20 protein-coding genes and 2 tRNA genes are annotated in these 22120 nt (G+C 32.1%); 6 read left to right on the forward strand and 16 right to left on the reverse strand.

The features are described from left to right. Positions 1-95: 95 nt before the first annotated feature. Complete coding sequence (locus tag B5D14_RS00590; RefSeq protein ID WP_078710648.1) at positions 96-494, reverse strand: hypothetical protein; 399 nt, start codon at positions 492-494, stop codon at positions 96-98. A gap of 634 nt (positions 495-1128) precedes the next feature. On the opposite strand from B5D14_RS00590, the gene B5D14_RS00600 reads away from it, so the two are divergent. Beyond that, positions 1129-1671 carry a hypothetical protein gene (locus B5D14_RS00600; protein WP_078710650.1) on the forward strand — a complete coding sequence of 181 codons (543 nt, stop codon included), beginning with the start codon at positions 1129-1131 and terminating at the stop codon, positions 1669-1671. 260 nt (positions 1672-1931) lie between these two features. On the opposite strand, the gene B5D14_RS00605 is transcribed toward B5D14_RS00600, so the two are convergent. From B5D14_RS00605 to B5D14_RS00625, 5 genes are all read right to left on the reverse strand, one after another. Next, positions 1932-2669 (reverse strand): hypothetical protein, encoded by a 738-nt coding sequence (locus B5D14_RS00605; RefSeq protein WP_078710651.1) that lies wholly within the window; start codon positions 2667-2669, stop codon positions 1932-1934. 384 nt (positions 2670-3053) lie between these two features. Next, positions 3054-3129: transfer RNA gene (locus B5D14_RS00610), tRNA-Asp, on the reverse strand. Positions 3130-3135: 6 nt separating this feature from the next. After that, positions 3136-3226: transfer RNA gene (locus B5D14_RS00615), tRNA-Ser, on the reverse strand. A gap of 99 nt (positions 3227-3325) precedes the next feature. Then, positions 3326-4039, reverse strand: coding sequence for a purine-nucleoside phosphorylase (gene deoD, locus B5D14_RS00620; RefSeq protein ID WP_078710652.1), 714 nt, complete (start codon positions 4037-4039; stop codon positions 3326-3328). Between the two features lie 35 nt (positions 4040-4074). Next, on the reverse strand, positions 4075-5274 hold the full coding sequence (locus B5D14_RS00625) for a D-alanine--D-alanine ligase family protein (protein ID WP_078710653.1): 1200 nt from the start codon (positions 5272-5274) through the stop codon (positions 4075-4077). 133 nt (positions 5275-5407) lie between these two features. On the opposite strand from B5D14_RS00625, the gene B5D14_RS00630 reads away from it, so the two are divergent. Next, the gene (locus B5D14_RS00630; protein ID WP_078710654.1) at positions 5408-6628 is read left to right on the forward strand and encodes an AI-2E family transporter; all 1221 of its coding nucleotides are present in this window, start codon (positions 5408-5410) and stop codon (positions 6626-6628) included. 33 nt (positions 6629-6661) lie between these two features. Here B5D14_RS00630 and B5D14_RS00635 read toward each other — a convergent pair whose 3' ends face one another. Both B5D14_RS00635 and B5D14_RS00640 read right to left on the reverse strand, forming a co-directional pair. Further along, positions 6662-8254, reverse strand: a complete 1593-nt coding sequence (locus B5D14_RS00635) for a Mur ligase family protein (protein ID WP_078710655.1) — start codon at positions 8252-8254, stop codon at positions 6662-6664. A gap of 7 nt (positions 8255-8261) precedes the next feature. Then, positions 8262-9017 carry an alpha/beta fold hydrolase gene (locus tag B5D14_RS00640; RefSeq protein ID WP_078710656.1) on the reverse strand — a complete coding sequence of 252 codons (756 nt, stop codon included), beginning with the start codon at positions 9015-9017 and terminating at the stop codon, positions 8262-8264. Positions 9018-9157: 140 nt separating this feature from the next. On the opposite strand from B5D14_RS00640, the gene B5D14_RS00645 reads away from it, so the two are divergent. Genes B5D14_RS00645 through B5D14_RS00655 form a run of 3 tightly spaced genes read left to right on the forward strand, consistent with a single transcriptional unit; the run spans position 9158 to position 10889 of the window. After that, a complete protein-coding gene (locus B5D14_RS00645; RefSeq protein ID WP_078710657.1) occupies positions 9158-9523 on the forward strand; it encodes a hypothetical protein in 366 nt (121 codons plus the stop codon). Between the two features lie 10 nt (positions 9524-9533). After that, positions 9534-9959 (forward strand): NfeD family protein, encoded by a 426-nt coding sequence (locus B5D14_RS00650; RefSeq protein WP_078710658.1) that lies wholly within the window; start codon positions 9534-9536, stop codon positions 9957-9959. Between the two features lie 24 nt (positions 9960-9983). Beyond that, positions 9984-10889 (forward strand): SPFH domain-containing protein, encoded by a 906-nt coding sequence (locus tag B5D14_RS00655; protein ID WP_078710659.1) that lies wholly within the window; start codon positions 9984-9986, stop codon positions 10887-10889. 15 nt (positions 10890-10904) lie between these two features. Here B5D14_RS00655 and B5D14_RS00660 read toward each other — a convergent pair whose 3' ends face one another. Genes B5D14_RS00660 through cdaA form a run of 5 tightly spaced genes read right to left on the reverse strand, consistent with a single transcriptional unit; the run spans position 10905 to position 17701 of the window. Next, positions 10905-12278: a HAMP domain-containing sensor histidine kinase gene (locus tag B5D14_RS00660; protein WP_078710660.1), complete on the reverse strand. Its 1374-nt coding sequence runs from the start codon at positions 12276-12278 to the stop codon at positions 10905-10907. After that, on the reverse strand, positions 12278-12943 hold the full coding sequence (locus tag B5D14_RS00665; RefSeq protein WP_078710661.1) for a response regulator transcription factor: 666 nt from the start codon (positions 12941-12943) through the stop codon (positions 12278-12280). The genes B5D14_RS00660 and B5D14_RS00665 overlap by 1 nt, the downstream gene beginning before the upstream one ends. A gap of 59 nt (positions 12944-13002) precedes the next feature. Further along, entirely contained in the window at positions 13003-14337 is a 1335-nt protein-coding gene (gene glmM / locus B5D14_RS00670) for a phosphoglucosamine mutase (protein WP_078710662.1), read from the reverse strand. Then, positions 14337-15746, reverse strand: coding sequence for a CdaR family protein (locus tag B5D14_RS00675; RefSeq protein ID WP_078710663.1), 1410 nt, complete (start codon positions 15744-15746; stop codon positions 14337-14339). Before B5D14_RS00675 ends, glmM begins: the two co-directional genes overlap by 1 nt. After that, positions 15746-17701 (reverse strand): diadenylate cyclase CdaA, encoded by a 1956-nt coding sequence (gene cdaA / locus B5D14_RS00680; protein WP_143254358.1) that lies wholly within the window; start codon positions 17699-17701, stop codon positions 15746-15748. Before cdaA ends, B5D14_RS00675 begins: the two co-directional genes overlap by 1 nt. Before the next feature lie 127 nt (positions 17702-17828). Between cdaA and B5D14_RS00685 the strand changes: the two genes are divergently transcribed. Beyond that, positions 17829-18995: a TraB/GumN family protein gene (locus tag B5D14_RS00685; RefSeq protein WP_078710664.1), complete on the forward strand. Its 1167-nt coding sequence runs from the start codon at positions 17829-17831 to the stop codon at positions 18993-18995. 82 nt (positions 18996-19077) lie between these two features. Here B5D14_RS00685 and B5D14_RS00690 read toward each other — a convergent pair whose 3' ends face one another. The 3 genes from B5D14_RS00690 to B5D14_RS00700 are packed head-to-tail and all read right to left on the reverse strand — an operon-like array spanning position 19078 to position 21986. Further along, positions 19078-19494, reverse strand: coding sequence for a hypothetical protein (locus B5D14_RS00690; RefSeq protein WP_078710665.1), 417 nt, complete (start codon positions 19492-19494; stop codon positions 19078-19080). Next, the gene (locus tag B5D14_RS00695; RefSeq protein ID WP_078710666.1) at positions 19487-20608 is read right to left on the reverse strand and encodes an aminotransferase; all 1122 of its coding nucleotides are present in this window, start codon (positions 20606-20608) and stop codon (positions 19487-19489) included. The genes B5D14_RS00690 and B5D14_RS00695 overlap by 8 nt, the downstream gene beginning before the upstream one ends. 43 nt (positions 20609-20651) lie before the next feature. Further along, positions 20652-21986: an MATE family efflux transporter gene (locus B5D14_RS00700; protein WP_078710667.1), complete on the reverse strand. Its 1335-nt coding sequence runs from the start codon at positions 21984-21986 to the stop codon at positions 20652-20654. Positions 21987-22120: the final 134 nt, after the last annotated feature.

Raw genomic sequence — 22120 nt, forward strand, 5'->3', positions numbered from 1 at the left:
CTTTGATTAATCCATTGTCAAGTTTATGACTTCTTATAAATTTACAAATAATAATCAATTTAGATTTCCTAAAAATGTAGAAGTCTTATGATATCCTATTTTGATCCAGGATAGTTTAAATTTGTAATGATTTTAAAAATATTGTTTACATTTAATAAGCCATAGTCAGCTTTTTCAATCACTTCAATAATTTTGTCAGGAAATTTATCTTTGACTTCATTTTTTAATTCACTAAGCTCTGGAGTTAACAATATAATGTCTGCATCCAATCCAATAGAATCGATTTTAGAAAACCGACTAACATCTGTAAAAATGTTAAGTTTGTTCTTTTTAGCAAACATATTCATCTTTGTTGCAAGTGTTGTTGTATATGGATTCACTCCGTTATTTATTGGGGTTAAAGTAATACTATCCATACTAAATATAATAACCTTTCTGTTGCTACCCTCGTTCTTCGCATCACTCATCAAGTTTAGTTTTGTTTTAAAATTCATCTTTTTCTTCTCCTTTCACAAAAATGATAGTAAGTGTTACCTCAATGTCCAAATTGCCATATTCACCTCTATTTTCAAGACGATTCCATATCATGAACACAATATTAATACTTCCTTCTTTAATCAATTCATCTATAATTAGTTTTATTTGATCAAAAAATAATAATGTAAAGCAAAGAAGTATTAAGATACCTAAGATTAACATAAAAGTTTGAGTATAGAAACTGTCATTATGACAATATGTAAGCAAGTAAAAATAACTAGACAAGAAATATAAGTTATTTGAGTTAAGAATCCATTGGAAATATAATCGACAATAAACACTCATATACAAATTTAACTATTATTATTTGAAGATAGAAAATCACTTTCAGGTGAAAATCTCAACTTTCAAAGAAAATTAATAGAACTTATTAAATCGTATGAGAATTAATAAAACATTGTAGATAAATATTAACTTAGATTGGAAGAAATTCATTTATAGAATGCGAATTATAATATTGAAAGCAAGCTTAACAATTCACGAGAAGGTGTGCAAAGGAATATAATCGAATAATTTATTTTGTTAGAATATATCATTTGCATTAATATTATAATTCCAGTATATTGTGTATGGGAGAAATAAGACTAAATTATGAAAAAAATTATACTGTTTATGACTGTATTTATAGTAGTAGGGTGTAGTTCAAAAGAAATTAATGTAGAAAAAAAAGATACTGTTTCAACCATTGAACCTACTCCAATGGTAAGTGAAAAACCCTTTTTAGAAACATGCAAACTGAGAGGAAATTCTATTGAAGTATTGATAGAAAACGGATTTTATACAGCTGATAATATTGTATACAAGAGAAAAGGTGAATCAGGAGAAATTGAACATACATTTAATATTGAAACATTAGAATTAATTGGACCATTTGGGTCAAATGCTACTGACGGATACAAATATTCAATCAAAAATAATACAATAGACTTTCAAGGATGTCTTATTAATTTAAATCCGTTAACAACTTCAGGAAGTAATTGCTCGGATATAAAAACTTCGAATTTATCTGACTCAATCTACTCAATTCAACAATTCATAGCATACTATTTGTTTGAATGCGATGATATAACGAAATTTTCAAGAATAAGTTCAGAGGATCTTCAATCATTGATGAATGTTTTATACGAAAAATAATTTATTATTTTTTAATATATTGTTTTATCTATTTCATTTACTAATATATGCGTTGTTACTATATGATTGGTTTATAATATGTTTGAACATAACAGAGTTTATTTTGATGTGCACCATTTAACTTAAATAATTAGGGGATGTGGTGTTTTTTAATATAATCACTTACTCACTTAGTTTTGTTGTTGTTCAAAAAATATCTTGATTATTCAAAGAACAAATATTATGTGAGCAAATATTAATTAATTTAATTAAAATGTTCCCTAATCAATTAAGTCAGCACTTTTTATTTCTCTTAGCACATCAAAGCCATCATTAGATAGATCTGTATGTCCAAAGTATACTTTTCCTCCGTTGATTCCTGGACCCGACGCTAAATGTTTAATATACTCAATTTGACTGAAATCATTTACAAAATATACCCAGATATCATTGGTCTTGAAATTATTACTTTGATACTTCACTTGTTCATTTAACTCTTTAAGTTTCTCTATATACTTATCTGCTTCTTCATAATCATTCACCTGAATTGCAATAAAAAATGTAAATATCTTACAGTCAGTATTCCAGAAACTATCGCATTTACCATCATTAGCTAAGTTATCTTTTTCGTCTACGAAAAGTAGTATACCCGTGTTTAGAATTCCTTCTATCTTATCTTGATAAATATTGTTCATTTTTATTGTATATTGAATTTGACTATATTCCCTTTTCTCTAATTCTTCCACTTTTAGATTCGTAGACAACTTAGTGCCTGATATTGGATAATCCGGATATTTATCACTCAATAATACATAACTGCATGATTTTACATTGCCATATTTCTTTTCCTCAACTACACGACAACTAAATTCATCAACTGTGAACTTATCATTGAATTCTTTCTTAAAATTATTTACTATCGTATCTCTTAAAGTATCATCATCAATGTTCAAATAATCTACTTTAGCACTACATCCAACTAATATCATAATTAATATAGCAATTAAATATTTTTTCATCTTTTACGCTCCTAATTTATTAATAGCCGGTTAAGTAATTGAAATAATTCACTATTCCTTATTATATATATTATATAATTAACATTTGTAATAAACCAACCATATTGGTCGCAATATTATGACCACTAATTATATTAATATTATTAGATTCTTATTTTGAATACCCATTACAATGGCATCCTAATATTTATGACCAAACCTTTGCTATACTATTGTGATGCAATACCTAGCAATCCTACTTATTTTACATACTTAACAAATTCTAGAATTGTATTTACTTAATGATATTTATAGTTTCTACAATCGAATATCTTTGACAAAACAACAAAAAACCCTTTTTACAAAGGGTTTTTTTGACGCGATATTTATCGCGGCACTTATAAATGGCGGTCCGGACGGGAATCGAACCCGCGATCTCCTCCGTGACAGGGAGGCATGTTAACCGCTACACCACCGGACCATATTATGGCGAAGAAGGAGGGATTTGAACCCTCGCGCCAGTTTCCCGACCTATACCCTTAGCAGGGGCACCTCTTCAGCCTCTTGAGTACTTCTTCATGTAATACTTAACAGTGCTATATCATAGTACCATAAAGCATTTTTGAAGGCAAGTACTTTTTTCTTATTTTTTTAATTTTTTATAAGAGAAATTTCAATTACATAATTGCTGCTTCAAGAGCGATTTTCATCATATTTGTAAATGAATTTTGACGCTCCTCTGCAGTTGTAACTTCACTTGTTACAAAGCTATCTGAAATTGTTACTAAACATGCCGCATGTTTATTTAATACTTTAGCATTGTGAAATAATGCAAAACTTTCCATTTCTACACAAGTACATTTCTTTTCATCAACTAAGACTTTAACATAATCCAATCCACCTTCACGATAGAATACATCTGATGAATGAATACAAGATTCTATAACAGGAATACCTACTTGATTTGAAGCGAGTTTAATTTTCCCATTTAATACTTCAGATGGATAAGTTTTATCTTCTGTATATCCGCTTTGTACACGTGCATAACTTGATTCACTGTATGCACTATTTGCTAAGACAACATCAAATACTTTTAAATCTGCTGTATATCCTCCTGCTGATCCAATACGGATGATATTTTCAACTCCATATTGAGTATAAAGTTCATAAGAATAAATACCAATACTTGGCATACCCATTCCTGAACCCATTACAGAAATTTCTTTTCCTTTATATGTTCCAGTATAACCGAACATATTACGTACAGTGTTGAATTGTACAGGATTTTCTAAGAATGTTTCTGCGATAAATTTTGCACGAAGAGGATCTCCTGGCATTAATACTGTTTTTGCGATTTGCCCTTTCTCAGCGGCGTTATGTGGTGTTGACATAATTTTTCCTCCATTTTTCTAATTATATCAAGGTTCTAGCGCTTTGCACCTTTAGAACCTTTGCTACCTGATTCTGAATAATTCTCTAATAAGTTTGTATCATAAGAGAAAGTCATCTTTTCTTTTCTTCTATGACGATCTAATGCAATTTTTACTAGTTCATCCATCAATTTTGTAAAATCAATACCAACTGGACTCCATAAATAGAATGCCAATGAACCAGGAATTGTATTGATTTCATTCACCATGATGTCATGTGTTTCTCCATTCATCATAAAATCAATTCTACAAACTCCACTTGAACCTAGCACTTTAAACACTTCTAAAGCCAATTCTTTTATTTTCACTGTTTCATCTTCACTTACTGCAGCTGGCACGATTCTTGAAGTACTTGCCATTCCTTTAGAACCAGAAGTATCTTTTGTACTCTTTGATCCACCTTGGTATTTATCCTTGTAAGATAAGATTTCATCATTTTTCGCAACTTCTTCTAATTCACCAACTTGAGCACTGAAACATGAACCTAATACAGAAGCATTGATTTCTCTTAAGTTTGGCACCATTTTTTCTACAACTACTTTAAAATCAAAACTTCCAGTTTCATCAATTCCAGCTACGAATTCTTCTTCATTATGAGCTATCACAATGCCTACAGAAGAACCAAGACATGCTGGTTTTAATACAAGTGGATAACCTAAATCACTTGCCTTTTTAATATATTCTTCTTTTCTAGTTTCAAATTCATGCGCATATAACCAAAACCATGGTGTCATTGGAATATTTGAATTCTCTAGAATATGTTTCATTACTACTTTATCTTGCCCTACCGCAGCTGAAATAACATCACATCCTGCATAGGGTAGCTTTAGCATTTCTAAATACCCTTGAAGTGTACCATCTTCTCCATTGGTACCATGAACTACTGGAATAGCGATATCAATAGTATTAATTGGTTTTGTAAATAAACCTTTCTTTACAGGCTCAATAAATACTTTTTGATCTCTTTTTACTAAAGTTACTTGTGGTACTTTTGTAAGTAGTGCTTTCATATCTTTGTATTGAGATAAATCTCTTAACTCTTCACCACAATAGAAATCACGTGATTTTGAAATATAAATAGGTATTATTTCATACTTGTCTTGATCCAAAGCTTCCATTGCTTGTTTAGCAGAAATAATACTTACTTCATGTTCTACTGATTCTCCGCCAAAAAAGACTGCTACTTTTATTTTCATATATTCACTCCAATTCGATTACGTATATCATTATACAAAATTATTGACTACAATAACAGTCAAACTCAATGATTATTATTCAAAATTGTAATTTAGCGTACTATCGTGTACACTTTAATAAAGGAGACCTTCCATGAATATCAACAAAGATGAAATGAAAAAAATAAAGCCTTATCTTTATTTAGCTACGTATACAGTATTATTAATTTTCGCAATTATTGCGATACCTAATTTTCTAAGTTTTCTCAAGCGATTAGTACAGTTGTTTATGCCTTTACTTTATGCAATTGGTATTGCCTTTGTACTTAATATACCTTTGCGTATCTTTGAGAAATATTTAAAAAAATGGATTAAGGAAAAAAGTTGGTTTCACAATAAAATTCGAGGTATTTCTGTTACTCTTACACTTATTTTCGCTGCTGCAGTTCTCTATATCTTATTCAGTATTGTAGCGCCACAAATTGGTTCAAGTTTACAACTACTTCTTCAAAATGGTACCAACTACATCATGTCAATTTTAAATAACTTTAATAAAGTATTGGAATTTTTCAACCTAGAACAACTTAATATAAACCTTGATTCAAACTCAATTAATCAATTTATTACACAAATGGGTTGGAATTGGGAAACAATTGTTAAAAATATGGGTGACTGGGCTATTGGTACAGGAACAAGTATAATCAACAATGCACTTGCATTCACTACTGAACTTGCAAATTGGTTTACAGGATTTATGCTTAGCTTATATCTACTCTCTAGTAAAGAGAAATTCATTCGCCAATCTAGAAAAATTATCGTATCTATCTTTGGTTATAAATGGTCCTTAAAAATCTTTGAAGTTGGAGCAAAATCAAATCGCATCTTCAATAGTTTCATCTCTGGACAACTTGTAGAAGCTTGTATTCTCGGTACAATTTACTTCATTGTATTGAATCTATTAAACTTCCCATTCGCAATGTTAATTAGTTGTGTTATCGCGATTACAAGTATCGTCCCAATGTTTGGTGCCATGTTTGGTATGGCATTTGGATGTTTACTTATTCTTGCAGTACGACCTTTAATTGATATTGTTTGGTTTATCATTGTATTCCAAGCCGTACAAACATTTGAAGGCAATGTAATTTATCCAAGAGTTGTAGGTAACTCAGTTGGATTACCTGGTATTTGGGTACTTCTATCCATCATTGTACTTGGATCTATTTGGGGATTATTTGGTATGTTAATTGCAGTACCATTTACTGCAGTAACTTATAATCTTCTAAGTGAACTTGTAAACTACCGATTAAAGAAACAAAAATTGCTTGTTACCACGGATTCTGTATATCCTGAAGATGAGCAGAAAATCGAAGAATAGAAAAGGTGTTGTACAAATCGTACAGCACCTTCTTTAATTGTTAAATGCATCTGGCAAATCATTTTCGAGTAATATTGTATCTTCTGGTGTTGCAAGAGTATAAACTAGTTGGAATGCTTCTCTTACAGTTTTACAAATATGGATGTGATTTGAATCGAATCCACTTTCTTCAAGTCCTAGTACAATAGGTTTTGTTTGCTGTACACCGACCAAAATAACAACATCGACTCTATCTTTCATTTTCTTTCCAAACTCTTTATTGAGTTCATCTTGCTTTTCACCTAAATCAATCATACCTGGTGTAATCACAAATCGTTTATTTGGCATCATTTTCATGACTTCAAGTGACATTGCAGAACCAACAGGATTTGAATTAAAGGCATTGTCAACAAAGGTATAACCGTTGATTTTCTTTAATTCCAAACGATGTTCAACATATTTTACTTTTTTAACTGCTGATTGAAGCTCTTTCCACTCAACATTTAATTCTCTACTTATCGCAATTGCAGCACAAATATTTGCAATGTTGTGCTCACCCAATAATTTTGTTTCAAAAGTATAAGTACCCTCTTTTGTAACCACATCAAAGGTGCTTCCTTTTGGTGTGTAGGTGATATTTGTTGCATAGTAATCCACATTTTCATCATGAATTGCATAGCTTACTAAACGACAGTTATTTTTTATTGAATAATTGCGAATGTATTCATTGTCCATATTAATAATGCCACAGCCATCTGCAGGTAAGTTTTCAATTAATTTCATTTTCTCTTTGATGATATTTTCTAACGATCCAAATGTGTTTAAATGTTGAGGACCAATTGATGTAACTAAGCCAATTTTAGGATGAACAAAGTCGCATAGTTCTTGAATATCCCCCACATGGTCAGCACCCATTTCACAAATGAATACCTCATGAATAGGTTTTAAATATTCGCGAATAGTACGTGTAATTCCCATAGGTGTATTAAATGAAGCAGGTGTCATCAATGAGTAAAACTTTTCCGATAAAATTTCTTGGAGAATTGTTTTGCTTGATGTTTTCCCATAACTTCCAGTAATTCCTATTTTAATGAGATTGGTTTGATTCTCTAATATTGATTTTGCATCATTTAAATATTTTTTCTTTACAGCATTCTCAATGGGTTGTGTAATCCAATTCATAACCAATATCATCAACCAAACTCCCAAATAAGAATAAAGTAATCCCAACGTATCCCAATATGTTGTGAAGTTAAAAATTATAATATAGATTATAATATTTAAACATGTCATAACTACAATTTGTCTTTTTACGCGGTCTGTATAAACAAGTGGTTTAATGTATTCTACTTTTAATTCGTTAAATATAGAATAGCATCCCCAAATAGAAACAATGGCTACCGTAACAACTTGATGAATTCCACGATCAATCACAAATGAAGACAATACAATTAAAATTAGTAGTACTACTGGCAAAAAAGATTTCCCAGAAAATGATTTTATTGTCTTTTTAAGCCATGCAATATATCGTCCATTTTCGTAACGGTTTTGTTGAAACATATGCAATGCGTGTTTCATTGGTACCCAAGAAAATATGAGATAGACCACCAGCATTAATCCAAGTATTAAATAATAATTCTCAATCATTCAATTTTTACCCCTTATCCTTTTCAAAAAAAGCATCTAAAACTAAGCAAAATCTTCTACTTTGATGGAAATAAGCATAATGATCATCTCCTTCAAAAATAGCAAGACCGGCATTTTTCATCTTTTCTTCCATCACTTTTCCCATCCATAATGGCGTTGCATCATCTTGGTCTCCCCACACCAAGAGAACAGGACAATCAAATTTATCCAAATAAGGCGCTAAATCCTCATTGACAATCTTTACAAAACTTTCACGCATAACACCACTGGTGTTCTTATAATCTGTTGAACCAAAGTGATTTTTTAATGATTCTTCTAACGTTTTAGAACCAGTCAATTGAACCGCTTTCTTCCCTAATTTATATACCTTGGTACGAAGTTGATACTCTAATCCGCGTTTTGGCAGTAAACCAGCAGCTCCTGTAAGTACCATTTTTCTTACTGGGTATAAAGCAGCATAACGAATTGAAACCCGACAACCAAATGAATGACCAATTAAAATTGGATTCTCTATCTTATTTAATATACAAAACTGATGTAAGAATTCAGTATACTCTAAAACACCCCAAGCAGATGTAGGTTCGCTTGATTCACCAAAACCAGGAAAATCAAGATTAAAAACTCGAAAGTCTTTCGATAAATGATCTTGGATAAATTGCATCATTTGAGTGTTTTGTCCCCAGCCATGTAATAGAATTACATCTTTACCTGATCCTTGTATTGTATAATTACAATACACACCCATAACATCTAACTTTGACATCGCTTTTCCTCGTTTCCATATTATTGTACTTTAAAACGCATACTTTTTAAAGAATAACCTAAATATGCGTAATAAGTAAAATAAGAATTGTAAATTATGTAAGAGAGGTATATACTATAAATATAGAGAGGTGACTGACTATGTTTGAATGGATTCCTGGAAATGCTTATTCTACAGTGGTAACATTGTATCCAAACAATTTCACTCTTAATAATACAGCTGCAACTTATTTCAATGATGTACGATGGTGTTGCATTGGATTAGATAAGAAAGCACTTAAAGTGGCGATTAAACCCATCGCTAAAAGAGAAATCGATTTAAACCTTGTACCACTTGATCAACTACATAAAGTATCAATTGGTAAAGGATATGCACGAATTAGCAATAAGCTCATTCTCGATGAGATTGCAGCTTTACTTCATAAAGAATGCAATGGAATAAAGTACAATGCAACATTCGATGAGAAAGAGCGTATGCTTATCATTGATTTGAAAGAATCAAGCTAGGAGAGAGAATATGGAATTTTGGTTATGGATATCTATACTGATTGGTTCAATTATCCTTGAAATAATCACTGTATCCCAATTAATCACAATTTGGTTTGCTGTTGGAGCATTAGGTGCACTTATTGCATTAGAATGTGGAGTGCCACTTATAGGACAAATGATTATCTTCTTTGTCGTATCGGTTTTGTTTATACTAACCTGTAGGCCAATCGCAAAAAAATACCTAAGAGGGAATATTGTTCCTACTAATGCAGATCGTGTAGTTGGACAACAAGCAAAATTGCTTGAATCTATTACCGACGAACATTGGGGTCTAGTTAAAATTCAAGGTGCAGAATGGCATGCCGTATCCGTTGATGGAAAAACGATTGAAAAAGATCATGTCATTGAAGTACTTGCCATTGAAGGTTCAAAATTAATTGTAAAGAAAATATAGTTCATTATATAAGGAGAAAATAAGATGAATATAATTCAAATTTTAGCATTCTTAATTGTACTCGCAGTATTTGCAGCTATTATTGCATACTGCGTACGCATCGTACCACAAGCAAGAGCCTACGTAGTAGAACGTCTAGGAGCTTATCACAAAACTTGGCACACTGGCGTTCATATTTTAGTACCTTTCTTTGATCGCATATCAAATAAAGTAACTTTAAAAGAAATTGTAAAAGATTTCGAGCCTCAACCTGTTATTACAAAAGATAATGTAACAATGCAAATTGATACAGTTGTTTATTTCCAAATAACAGATCCAAAGTTATATACATATGGGGTTGAGCGTCCACTAAATGCCATTGAAAATTTAACAGCAACGACATTACGTAATATTATTGGTGATTTGGAGCTGGATGAAACACTTACTTCTCGTGATATTATCAACACAAAAATGCGCGCTATCTTAGATGAAGCAACTGATCCTTGGGGAGTTAAAGTTGCTCGTGTAGAAGTGAAGAACATTATTCCACCACGCGATATCCAAGATTCAATGGAAAAACAAATGCGTGCTGAACGTGAACGTCGTGAATCAATTCTTCGTGCAGAAGGTGAAAAAAGAGCTGCAATTCTTACTGCTGAAGGTGAAAAGGAATCTATGATTCTTCGTGCTAATGCTAAAAAGGAATCCATGATTGCTGAAGCAGAAGGTGAAGCTCAAGCAATGGAAAGAGTCTTCTTAGCACAATCGAAAGGTATTGAAATGATTAACAATGCAGGACCAAGCAAAGGTTTCTTAACTTTAAAAGGGTATGAAGCTTTACAACAATTAGCAAATGGTCAATCAACAAAAATTATTGTTCCATCTGAGTTACAAAATATCGCTGGAACACTAGCAAGTCTTGGGGAAGTATTAAAAGATCCTAAGAAATAAACAAAAAGGAAGAAATTAATCTTCCTTTTTTTCATCCTTTACTTGCTTCTTTTTTTCTTTCTTTGACTGTGGTCTTGAAATTCTAAAGCATACACCATTCGTCAAGTTTTCCGCTTCTACTAAATAGTTATACGTACTGCACACACGATAGACAATCGATAAGCCTAAACCGAATTTTCCATCCGTTCCTTTTTCATATGGTCTAAATAATTTTTCCAAACGATCTTTTGACATTTGATCTCCATCATTTGAAATCATTAATTCATTCTCACTTAGTGTTAACTTAATTTCTGTTTTTGCATAACGTAATGCATTATCCAATAGATTCTCAACAACAATACGCCAAGGTTCTTCTTCACCATGAAATGTTGCCTCATGAAGGTCTGCATCAATATTTATCTCTGGACGTATAACTTTGAGTGACATAATTACTTTTTCAATAATACTCTTCATATCAACGTTTGAATCTTCATCATTATCAAGTAAATAACCCATCTTGTTGTACATGATTAAGCTATATACTTTCTTTTCTAAACGATTCGCATGCTCGATGATAACATCAACACTCTTTTCCAAAGTTTCATATGGGTAAATACCATCTTTAATGCTTTCCCCATAAGATTTAATGGTTGCGATTGGTGTTTTTAAATCATGAGAAATGTTTTGAATCATTTCTTCTCGAATTTTCTTTTGGTTATCCAATTCAGCTTCCATCATGGTTAAAGCATCTGCTACCTCACCAATTTCATCACGTCGATCAATTCTTAATTCTGCTTTTTCATTTCTTCGTATTCTTTCCATATAAATTCTTATTTGGTTTAACGGATAGATGAGTGAGGCTACCCATAACATCAAAATAACAAATAGAATCCCCACGACAAGTACATTCAAATTGATTACACTATTTACTAAAGCTGCTCTAAATTCTGTGCGGTAAGCATCTGTAACTAGTGAAATCAAATAATTATTTTCATTGAGTTTCAAAATTGAATACATTGTTTTTTTATTATTGTATTCAAAGATAAAATCTTTATAGCCTTCTTTAACCAAAGGAATATTAGAAGAAATATTATCGATTACTTCACTTGTCACATTTTGTTGACCTAATATTTCAAATCTGCTTTTCACTGAGTTGTAATAAATGTGGATAATATTACTTTCATTGGTTTCTCCAATTGTATCCAACGGAATGTTGTTGTTTGCATAAAAGACAACACTTTCCTGTGATCGATGTAACATTTTATACATTTCATTTTGTACGAATGTATCAACTGAATCCGCAAGAAACACAAAGAAAAACAAACCAAAAACCGCTATTACAAAGAAAATAATTGTTAATAGCTGTTGTGACAATGATAATTCTTTTATCCAAATTCTTAGTCTTTTCATTAACCTAAACGATAGCCAAATCCATAAATTGTATGAATACTTAAATTAGGCATCTTCTTTCTTAAACGTCTTAATGTATCATCTACAACACGGTCTGATCCAAAATAATTGATATCCCATACTTTTTCAAGAATTTGTTCACGAAGAAATGCTGTTCCTTTATTCTTTACAAACAACATAAGTAAATCAAATTCTTTAGTTGTTAATTCTAATTCCACACCATTTTCATAAACAGAGCGTTGTGATTCATCAATTTCATATCCATCAATTTGAATACGTGAATTATCATTTTTATAGGTCCTCTTTATTAAATTATTTACGCGCAATACCAATTCCTTTGGTGAGAATGGTTTTGTAATATAATCATCACTACCTTTTTCAAGTCCTATGATTCGATCAAATTCTTTATCACGTGCAGACATGAAAATGACAGGTACCTCTGGTGCATGCAAACGTATCTCCTCAATTAAATCAAAACCACTTTTATCATCTAACATTATATCCAATACCCAACAATGTACATCATCATCACTAGTATGTTCAAAGGCATCGTCAAAAGTTAAATATGAGCGTACTTCATATCCTTCTTTTTCTAGATATCGTTTAACTAACTCATTTAAATCTCTCTCGTCTTCAACAATACTTATTACTTTACGAGTTGTCATATGCTTACCTCACATTCTACTATCATTATACATAAGAAAAACTCATGTTTCCATGAGTTCTATTGAAATTTCTTTTCGATAACACGTACAACTTGATAAACACAGTCATGACAGATTTCATCATTCTCTGCTTCCACCATTACACGTACAAGTGGTTCAGTACCACTTGGGCGTACAAGAATTCGACCATTTCCTGCAAGTCTTGCAGTAACGTCATCAACTTCTTTTTGAATATCTTCATCTTTAAGTGCTGCTTCTTTATCTTTTACTGGTACATTTACAAGAAGTTGCGGATAAATCTTTAGCCCTTCACAAAGTTCAGTCATATTCTTCTTTGTTTCAACCATGATTTCAAGAAGATTAAGTGCTGTTTGAAGACCATCTCCTGTTGTTAGGTGCTTTTTAAAGATGATATGTCCTGATTGTTCTCCACCGATGACGTAATCATTTTTTACCATATCTTCATAAACATATTTATCACCTACTGCAGTAATTGATGTATCAATTCCCGCTACTTCAAGTGCTTTGAATAATCCTAAGTTCGCCATTACAGTGGTAACTGCTGTATTCTTATTCAATTCACCTTTAGCTTTTAAATATTTAGAACAAACATAAATTACATGATCACCAGTAATTAATTCTCCTGTATGATCCACCGCAATTAAACGATCTGCATCTCCATCAAATGCAAGTCCTAGGTCGAAATTACCATTCTTGACTTTTTCTTGTAATTCTTCGGGATGAGTTGATCCACATTTTGTATTGATATTCACCCCAGTAGGATCATTATGAATCACCGAAACTGTTGCGCCTAAACGAGTAAGCAATTGAACTGCCGTGGTCGATGCACTACCATTAGCACAATCAACCGCAAGTTTTACCCCTTTTAAGTTTAGTGGATACGTTTGTTCAAGCCAATCAAGATATAACTCAAGTCCTGTTTGATAATTTATCACATGCCCAATTTTATCATCTGTTGCATATGTGATTTCTTCTTTACCATCAATGTAATCTTCTATTAATCCTTCGATGCTACTATCTAGTTTTACACCATCATGATTAAATACTTTAATACCATTGTCATAATAAGGATTATGACTTGCGGAAATCATCACACCACAATCAAAATCTTTGTGCATTACAAGGTATGCAACTGCAGGTGTTGGACAATATCCAAGTAAATAAACATCTGCACCATTTGCAGTAGCACCTGCTGCTAGTGCTAACTCAAACATACTACTTGATAAACGAGTATCTTTTCCAATAAGGATTTTACCTAATCCTTTTTGTTTATAGTAATATGCTAAATATCGTCCTACTTTGAATGCTCTTTCAGCATCCAAATTCACATTGGCTTTACCACGAATGCCATCAGTTCCAAAATATCTTCCCATTAGTTTGTTCCTACGCTTTCTTCCATTGTATTATCAACTTCACCTGATACAGTTACAGAAATTGTTGGTTGAGATACTGAGTATTTTACTAATGAACCAATTGGTTGTTCAACAGATAACTTAAATTCTTGGTTACCTGGTGTTGCATTAGCCATATCAAAATAAACAACAATATCATCAACATTTACTTTATCTATATTTTCTTGTGTACCAAAGATTTCAACATCTACATAAGCTTGTCCATCAAGAGTAGTAAATTTATATTTATTTACATTGTTCTTGTATGAAATAGGTACATTTGGAATGATCTTAGTAACTCCATTAGCAAGTTTAACATCCATTGTAACTTGATTTACACTAGAAGATTTAACTCCTGTTGGAAGTGTGATTGGTCTTAAGACACTTGAATCTTTAGTTAATGAAGATGCATCAAGTGTAACTCCTACTTCATTAATTTTACTTAATACTGATTCAGATGCATAAATCGTAACTGATTCATGATCCATTGTAATACTTTGAATTGCCATACCATTCGGTACATCACCTACAGTCTCAACAATAATTGGTACTGTCTTATTTGGCGAGGTAACTGGTACTTTAACTTTCACTGTATTTGGTACAATATCCGCATTTACTGGGACACCTTTTTTATCATATGCCACTAGTGTTGCTTCTTGTTCAAAATCACCTTCAACACCTGTAACATCAATTAATGCCTTAATGAATGCAATGCTATCTAATGTATCTTTTGAAGCACGTACATTAACTTTAGAATATTCAAATTCAGGTGTACCTAAACTATAAATACTATTCATCTTATCTTGGTTAATGAAATCATAACCAATATCAAATTGACCAGTACTCTTCTTTTTAAGTGTCACAACAACATCCGTTGGATCTGTTTTAACTTGTACATTATCCCCATAACCTTCTGCTTGAAGTCGAACAGTATGTTGTCCTTCTGTTAAGCCTTCAAGATTAGCAACAATAGTACCTTTTTGATTAGCTGCTGCATTTACATTTGATCCCTCACCAATAATTGTGATATTCGCTGTTGCAGGTAATCCAGAAATTTCAAAAGTATCTGTATTATAACGAGCAACAATTGGTACATTGTTTATTGGTTTTGCATTAACTAAAGGATTACCGAAAATTGAATTTTGCGAGTTAAAGTTTACTGTAATATAAATTAAAATTGCTAATCCAAGGGATACGATAACACTGAATCTTTGATTGAATAATACATTATCAATCCAAGAACTAAAACTTCTAATAACTCTAAACAATGAATCTTCAAAGTGAGCATATGTATTTACTACTTTTTTACTTTGCTTAGCAATTTTATTTGCTAATTCAAGCTTGCTATCAGGATTGTTATCCTTGATTTTCTTATTCTTCATATTTGTCATTACTTGCCACCTCCAGCTTGTTTATTTGCCGGTTTGATATCAAGAACTTCTGTTACTTTCGGCTTTTCAATACTCATTGTATCTAGCATCGCAAATTGATCTTCCAAATTATCATCAACTTGAATCAAATCTTCAATATTCTTATGTTGCGTTGTATGTAGTTCAGCAAGATTAATTTTTTTGATTTCACCTGTAAGTCCATTAATGTTAGCAGTTTCACTCTTGTCATTGAAATCCATTGCAAATTTAGGACGACTGTCAGCCTTCTTTGGTTGTTCAATCGGTTTAATAATATCTTCTAAATTGGTTTCATGAATCGGATGAGTCATAGAGTCTTTTACAACAGGTTGAGGAGCTGTTTGTTGAATTTTAGCTTGATTCCATGTCTTACCAGATTTAATAGCTTCTAAACGAGCTTTTCTAATTTCATCACCTGTCATTTCAGATGTAATTCCTTCTGAAACTACTTTAGATTGAGCAGAAGGTACTTTATCACCCATTACACGAACATGTTCATATCCACTGTAAGGAGTAGATTTTTCTTCTTTTATTGAAGTAAATTGTTGAGATTTATGGATTGCATTTGCATTATCCATTTCTTTCTTAATAATTTCTTCGATTTTACCTGAATCAACAACTGCTTTTTCTTCACTTGGTGCCATAATATCTTCAACAATTGTTTCTTCAATAGGAGCCATAAATTCTTGTTCTGTTACTACTTCTTGTGTAGGATAAGATGGTGCTGGACGTTCCTTTTTCTTAGGAAGTTTAATGCTCGCTTCTTCTTCATCTAAAGCTTGATATGTTTGCGCTTCAATATCTTCTTTCGATTGAGGATTTACTTCTTTTTTCTTAGATTTGAATAAACCAAATTTTTTCTTTTCTTTAACTTTCGCTGTTGGTTGAACAACTGTTTTCTCTTCAACTACAGGTCCATGAATTTCAATTTCACCAACTGTTGTTTCTTCAGAATCCGCTTCTGCCTCAGCATGACGTTTAATCGCAAGTTTACTTAGAATTGCAGTATCAAACTTACTATCACGTTTAGTTTCTTGAGGTTGTTCTTTCGCTTTTTCTTCAACGATGTACTCTTGTGCAGGAACATCTTGAGGAGCTTCTTTTTCTATAATCAATTGTCTTTGAGGTGTTGGTTTAACATTTCTAACTTCTGTCTCTTCACCACAAATAACACGGAATAAATATTCTCTTAATTGTTTACGATTTACTGTTAAAATTTTACCACCTTCAGTAATTGATACAGCACCAGTTTCTTCAGAAACAACAATTGTAACTGCATCTGTAATCTCACTAATACCAATAGCTGCACGATGTCTTGCACCATAACGAGAAGGTAAATCTAAGTTTGTTGGAGGGAAATAAGCACTTGCGCATGCAATGCGATCTCCTTGAATAATAACAGCACCATCATGAAGAGGTGTTGAAGTTACGAAAATTGATGTTAAAAGTTCTGCAGTAACTACAGAATTGATTGGTGTACCTGTTTTTATAAAATCAGTTAATGAGTGGCCTTGTTCCAAACTGATTAAAGCACCAGTTTGATCACGCGATAAAAGCATTGTTGCTGTTACCAACTCATCTACAAGTTTTTCTTTTTCATTTCCAGTCAAAGTTGAAATACGTGAAAAAACATTACTCTTTCCAAGTTTTTCAAGCACTGATCTGATTTCTGGTTGAAATACAACGATAATTGCTAAGAACCCCCAGTTAAGAAATTGATCAGATAACCAAATAACGGTATCTAAACCTAAAAATTTAGCGACACCATTCACCACTAAAATAAGGGCAATCCCCTTAAATATTTGTATGGTTCTAGAGTTTGTTCTTACAATCTTAATTGCATAATATAACAACATCCACACAATGAATATATCAAGCACCATGCGAAAAATCGTTTTTAGACTATCAAATGTTAAGCCAAGGTTGAAATTAATCACTTTTTTACCTCCTTTTGCTCATGATATTATACCATACCCTTTAGTTCATTGAAAACTTAAAATAACCCCTATATTCCTATTATTTTTCAATATGATATAATAAATAAGCTAGAAATTGAGGAATATTATGAATCAAAACATAACAAAAATTGAAGTCAATGACAAAGAAATATACCTAATTGGTACAGCACACGTATCCCATACAAGTCGTCAAGATGTAAAAGAATGCATTGATGAGGTACAACCTGACAGCATTTGCATCGAATTAGATGATGAAAGATATGCTGCTTTTAATAACCCAAAACGTTGGGAAGATACCGATATTATCCAAGTAATCAAAGAGAAAAAAACAGGATATATGTTAGCTAATCTTATTCTATCTTCTTACCAAAGAAGAATTGCAAAGAAGATGGATGTACAAGCTGGACAAGAAATGATTCAAGGAATTGAAAGTGCAAAAGAAACTGGTGCAAAACTTGTATTAGTTGATCGAAATATTCAAACAACCTTCAAAAGAATTTATCGTAAACATAATTTCTTTCAAAAGATCAAATTACTTACATCCCTCATCATGTCAATTTTTGATGATGAAGACATTAGTAGCGAGGACATTGAAAATCTTAAACAATCTGAAGTCTTAGATGTTGCGCTTAAAGAAGTTGCAAAAGAATTTCCTGTTGTAGCAGAAGTACTTATTCACGAAAGAGATCAAGTGCTTGCATATAAGATTAAAAATGCACCTGGCAAGAAGATTGTCGCAGTACTTGGTGCAGCACATATTCCAGGAATTAAAGAAGAAATAGGAAAAACCTATGATATTAAGGAGTTGGAAAGCATCCCTGAAAAAAAGCCTTCTTCTAAAATCATGGGGTGGGTTGTTCCAATCCTCATTATCGCAATGATTATCTCAATGTTCAGTATTAATACAGAGCTTGGAATTGAACAAATTCGCAATTGGATTCTTTGGAACGGTTCACTCTCTGCCATTGGTGTCTTACTTGCATGGGGACATCCACTAGCAATACTAACTGCATTTATTGCAGCACCCATTACATCGCTTAATCCTTTATTAGCTGCTGGCTGGTTTGCAGGATTAGTAGAAGCTTTTGTCAAAAAACCCAAAGTTAAAGATTTTGAAAACATACTTGATGATGTAAATTCAGTAAAAGGATTCTATAAGAATCGTGTCACTCATATTCTATTAGTTGTTGTCTTCGCAAATCTATTTAGTACATTGGGTACGCTAATTGGTGGATTTGATGTGGTGAAAAATTTCTTACAATCATTTATGTAATACAACAGTTCGCTGTTGTATTTTTTTATTCTTTCTGCTCATTACTTGTAAAGTAAAAGAAAAAAACCTAGTTACCTAGATTTTATTTTAGAAACTTTCTATTTCTTTTCACCATAAATAAAGTGAATACAAAATAGAAGATAAAAGTTAATGGTAAAGCTACAAAAATAATCACAATACTATTATTTGAAACGCCACCTGTAGCTGAAGGATCTCTTGCTAAATTCATCTCAATAAAAACAACAACGCAGAATACGATAAATCCAATAATAGCTGACATTAATACTTTATGAAAATATTGAAGCAATGCCAGCTCTTCATTTTTTCTTAATGTATACTCAGTGTAAAGAACATAACCAATAACAAATAACGTAAAAATAACAGACAAGATATAATTTGCATACAACCAATTAAATCCAATTACCAATAATCCCAAAGGAATAAAATTTGTTAAATCTATAAAACTAACTAACGTATTATTTTTCCCCGTTTTACTCATCATATGATCTCAAAAAAGAAGATAACTCTTCTAGTCCTTTTTCAAGGATATCTTTTCGTGTACAATACCCCAAACGAGCATATCCTGGCATATTGAAGCGATTACCAGGAACTAAAAGAACGCCTTTCTCTTTCAATAATTGAATACAGAACTCTTCTGTTTCTACAGGAATATCTAATTTTATAAAAGAGGTAGAAACATTCTTTGGAAAAACCACAGATACACGTGGTTCCTTATTTACCCAATCCTTCAAAATAGCAAGGTTTTCTTGAACGATTCTTTTATTGCGTTCTAAAATAAGTGCTGCATTTCTTAGTGCATACGTCGCAATCATATCATCTAATACCCCCGCACAAATCATTGTGTAGTCACGGATTTTGCGAAAAATTTCTGCTACTTCTAAATTCGATACAACCCATCCAATACGAACACCAGGTATTGAATATGTTTTTGATAAACTATTTGTAGCAATTCCTAAATCATATAAATCAACGATTGAAGGAACTTGTATCTCCTCTGTTAATGGTTTATACACCTCATCACACAAAATATATGCGCCTACTGATTTTGCAATATCAACTAATTTCTTCAAATAGGTTTCATCCATAATACTTCCAGTTGGATTATTTGCATTATTAATACAAATCATTTTTGTTGTAGGACGAATTAATCTTTGTAATTCATCTAAGCTTGGCAACCAGCTATCATCTTCATGTATTTGCCACAAGTCAACTTCTGCTCCAAATGATTTAGGAATATCTATTAATTGTTGGTAAGTTGGATACATCGATATCACATGATCACCTGGATTAATCAAACCATACAACACAAGAAAATTTGCACCTGTTGCACCGTTTGTTTGCAAAACTTGCTCTGGCGTAACTTGCTTATACAATTTGCATACCTCAGCTTTAAATTCAGGTGAACCTTCAATCCACCCATAATTCATTTTCTTATTAAAGCATAAGTTCATAAACTCATTTTTATCTATTTGTATTGTTTGTAAAACTTCTTCCAAAGTCATTGAAGCAATGGAACTACCCGCAATATCATAAATTGCATCATTCTCCCAAACATTTAACCAATCTTCTACACCAAACTTCGCAATTTCCATACTCCCTACCTCGCTATATTCATTATACATAATAAAAGTGGTATTAATACCACTTCAATTGTTTTCTTCGATAATAGATTGAAAATGCTACAGTACATAAAATCCATGTAACTGGGTAACATGCAATCAGCACAATGATGTCATGATAAGTTGGAACGACAAAGAATACCCAAAGAACTCTAACTAAACAAATTCCAATTGCACTTATAATAAGTGGACCCAATGAATCTCCAGAAGCACGAACAACACTGGACAAGATTTCTATTCCTACCCAGAATATATACATCGGCGTTAAGAACCTTAACATCTGTAGACCAATCGCAATTACTGAATCATCTTGAGTAAAGAGTCGATAGAATCCATCAGCTGAGAAATAAAGGAATGCACTCATGACAATCGTAGATATTGCAGCCATGATCAAACATGTTTTTACACATTTTTTTACACGGTCAATCTTATGAGCTCCAAAGTTTTGTGCTGCAAAAGTCATTGCTGAAATTCCAAATGCATTCATCATCATCCAAAATAATCCATCGATTTTCCCATAAGCAGTATAGGCTGCAATGGTCGTGGTTCCAAAAGAGTTGATACTACTTTGGATAAAGATATTTGATATCGAATACATCATTGATTGTACACCAGCAGGAAAACCAATATAAATAATCTTTCTAAGAATTTCTGGATCAAATCTTAGTTTTCTAAAATCAAAATGATGCATATCTTTTGTTCTTGATAATGAAAATAAGACTAAACAAGCACTGCAAAATTGAGAGATGATTGTTGCGATCGCAACACCTTGTACACCCATACCAAATCCCCTTACAAACAAGATATCCAACACAACATTAATGCACGTCGAACAAATTAAGAAGTATAGTGGTTTTTTAGAATCACCAATCGCATTTAGGATACTTGCTCCAATATTATAGGTAAGAGAGAAAACAGACCCAAAGAAATAAATACGAATATAATCAAGAGACAACGTAAAAATTTCCGCTGGTTCTCCCATCATTTTTAACGCAGTTGGTGCAAAGAAATAACCCAAAAACATTAATATAATTCCAAATGATATCGCAAGCGCAATTGCAGTATGAACCCCTTTAGAAGTCATTTCACGGTTTTTACCGCCATAATATCTAGAAATAATTATACTTGCTCCTGATGATATACCTAAGAAAAATCCAACTAGGCAGTTAATGATCTGAGCACTTGATCCACCTACTGCAGCAAGTGCATTTGCACCCACATACTGACCAACAATAATTGCATCCACTGTATTATAAAGTTGTTGAAAGAAGGAACCTAACAAAATCGGAAAGAAGAAAATAAGTATTTGTTTCCATATGATTCCATCCGTTATCTTATTCACTTTCTCCATTTTTTCATTCCCCCTTTCAAAAAAAATCTTAGATATAGTCTATCACTAGATGAATACTAAATTCAATAACAATTTGTAATTTTTATTTATAAATATATGATAGAATAATTTTATTAAATTGATGGAGGAAATAT

The organism is Anaerorhabdus furcosa, from assembly GCF_900167375.1.
GTDB lineage: Bacteria > Bacillota_I > Bacilli_A > Erysipelotrichales > Erysipelotrichaceae > Anaerorhabdus > Anaerorhabdus furcosa.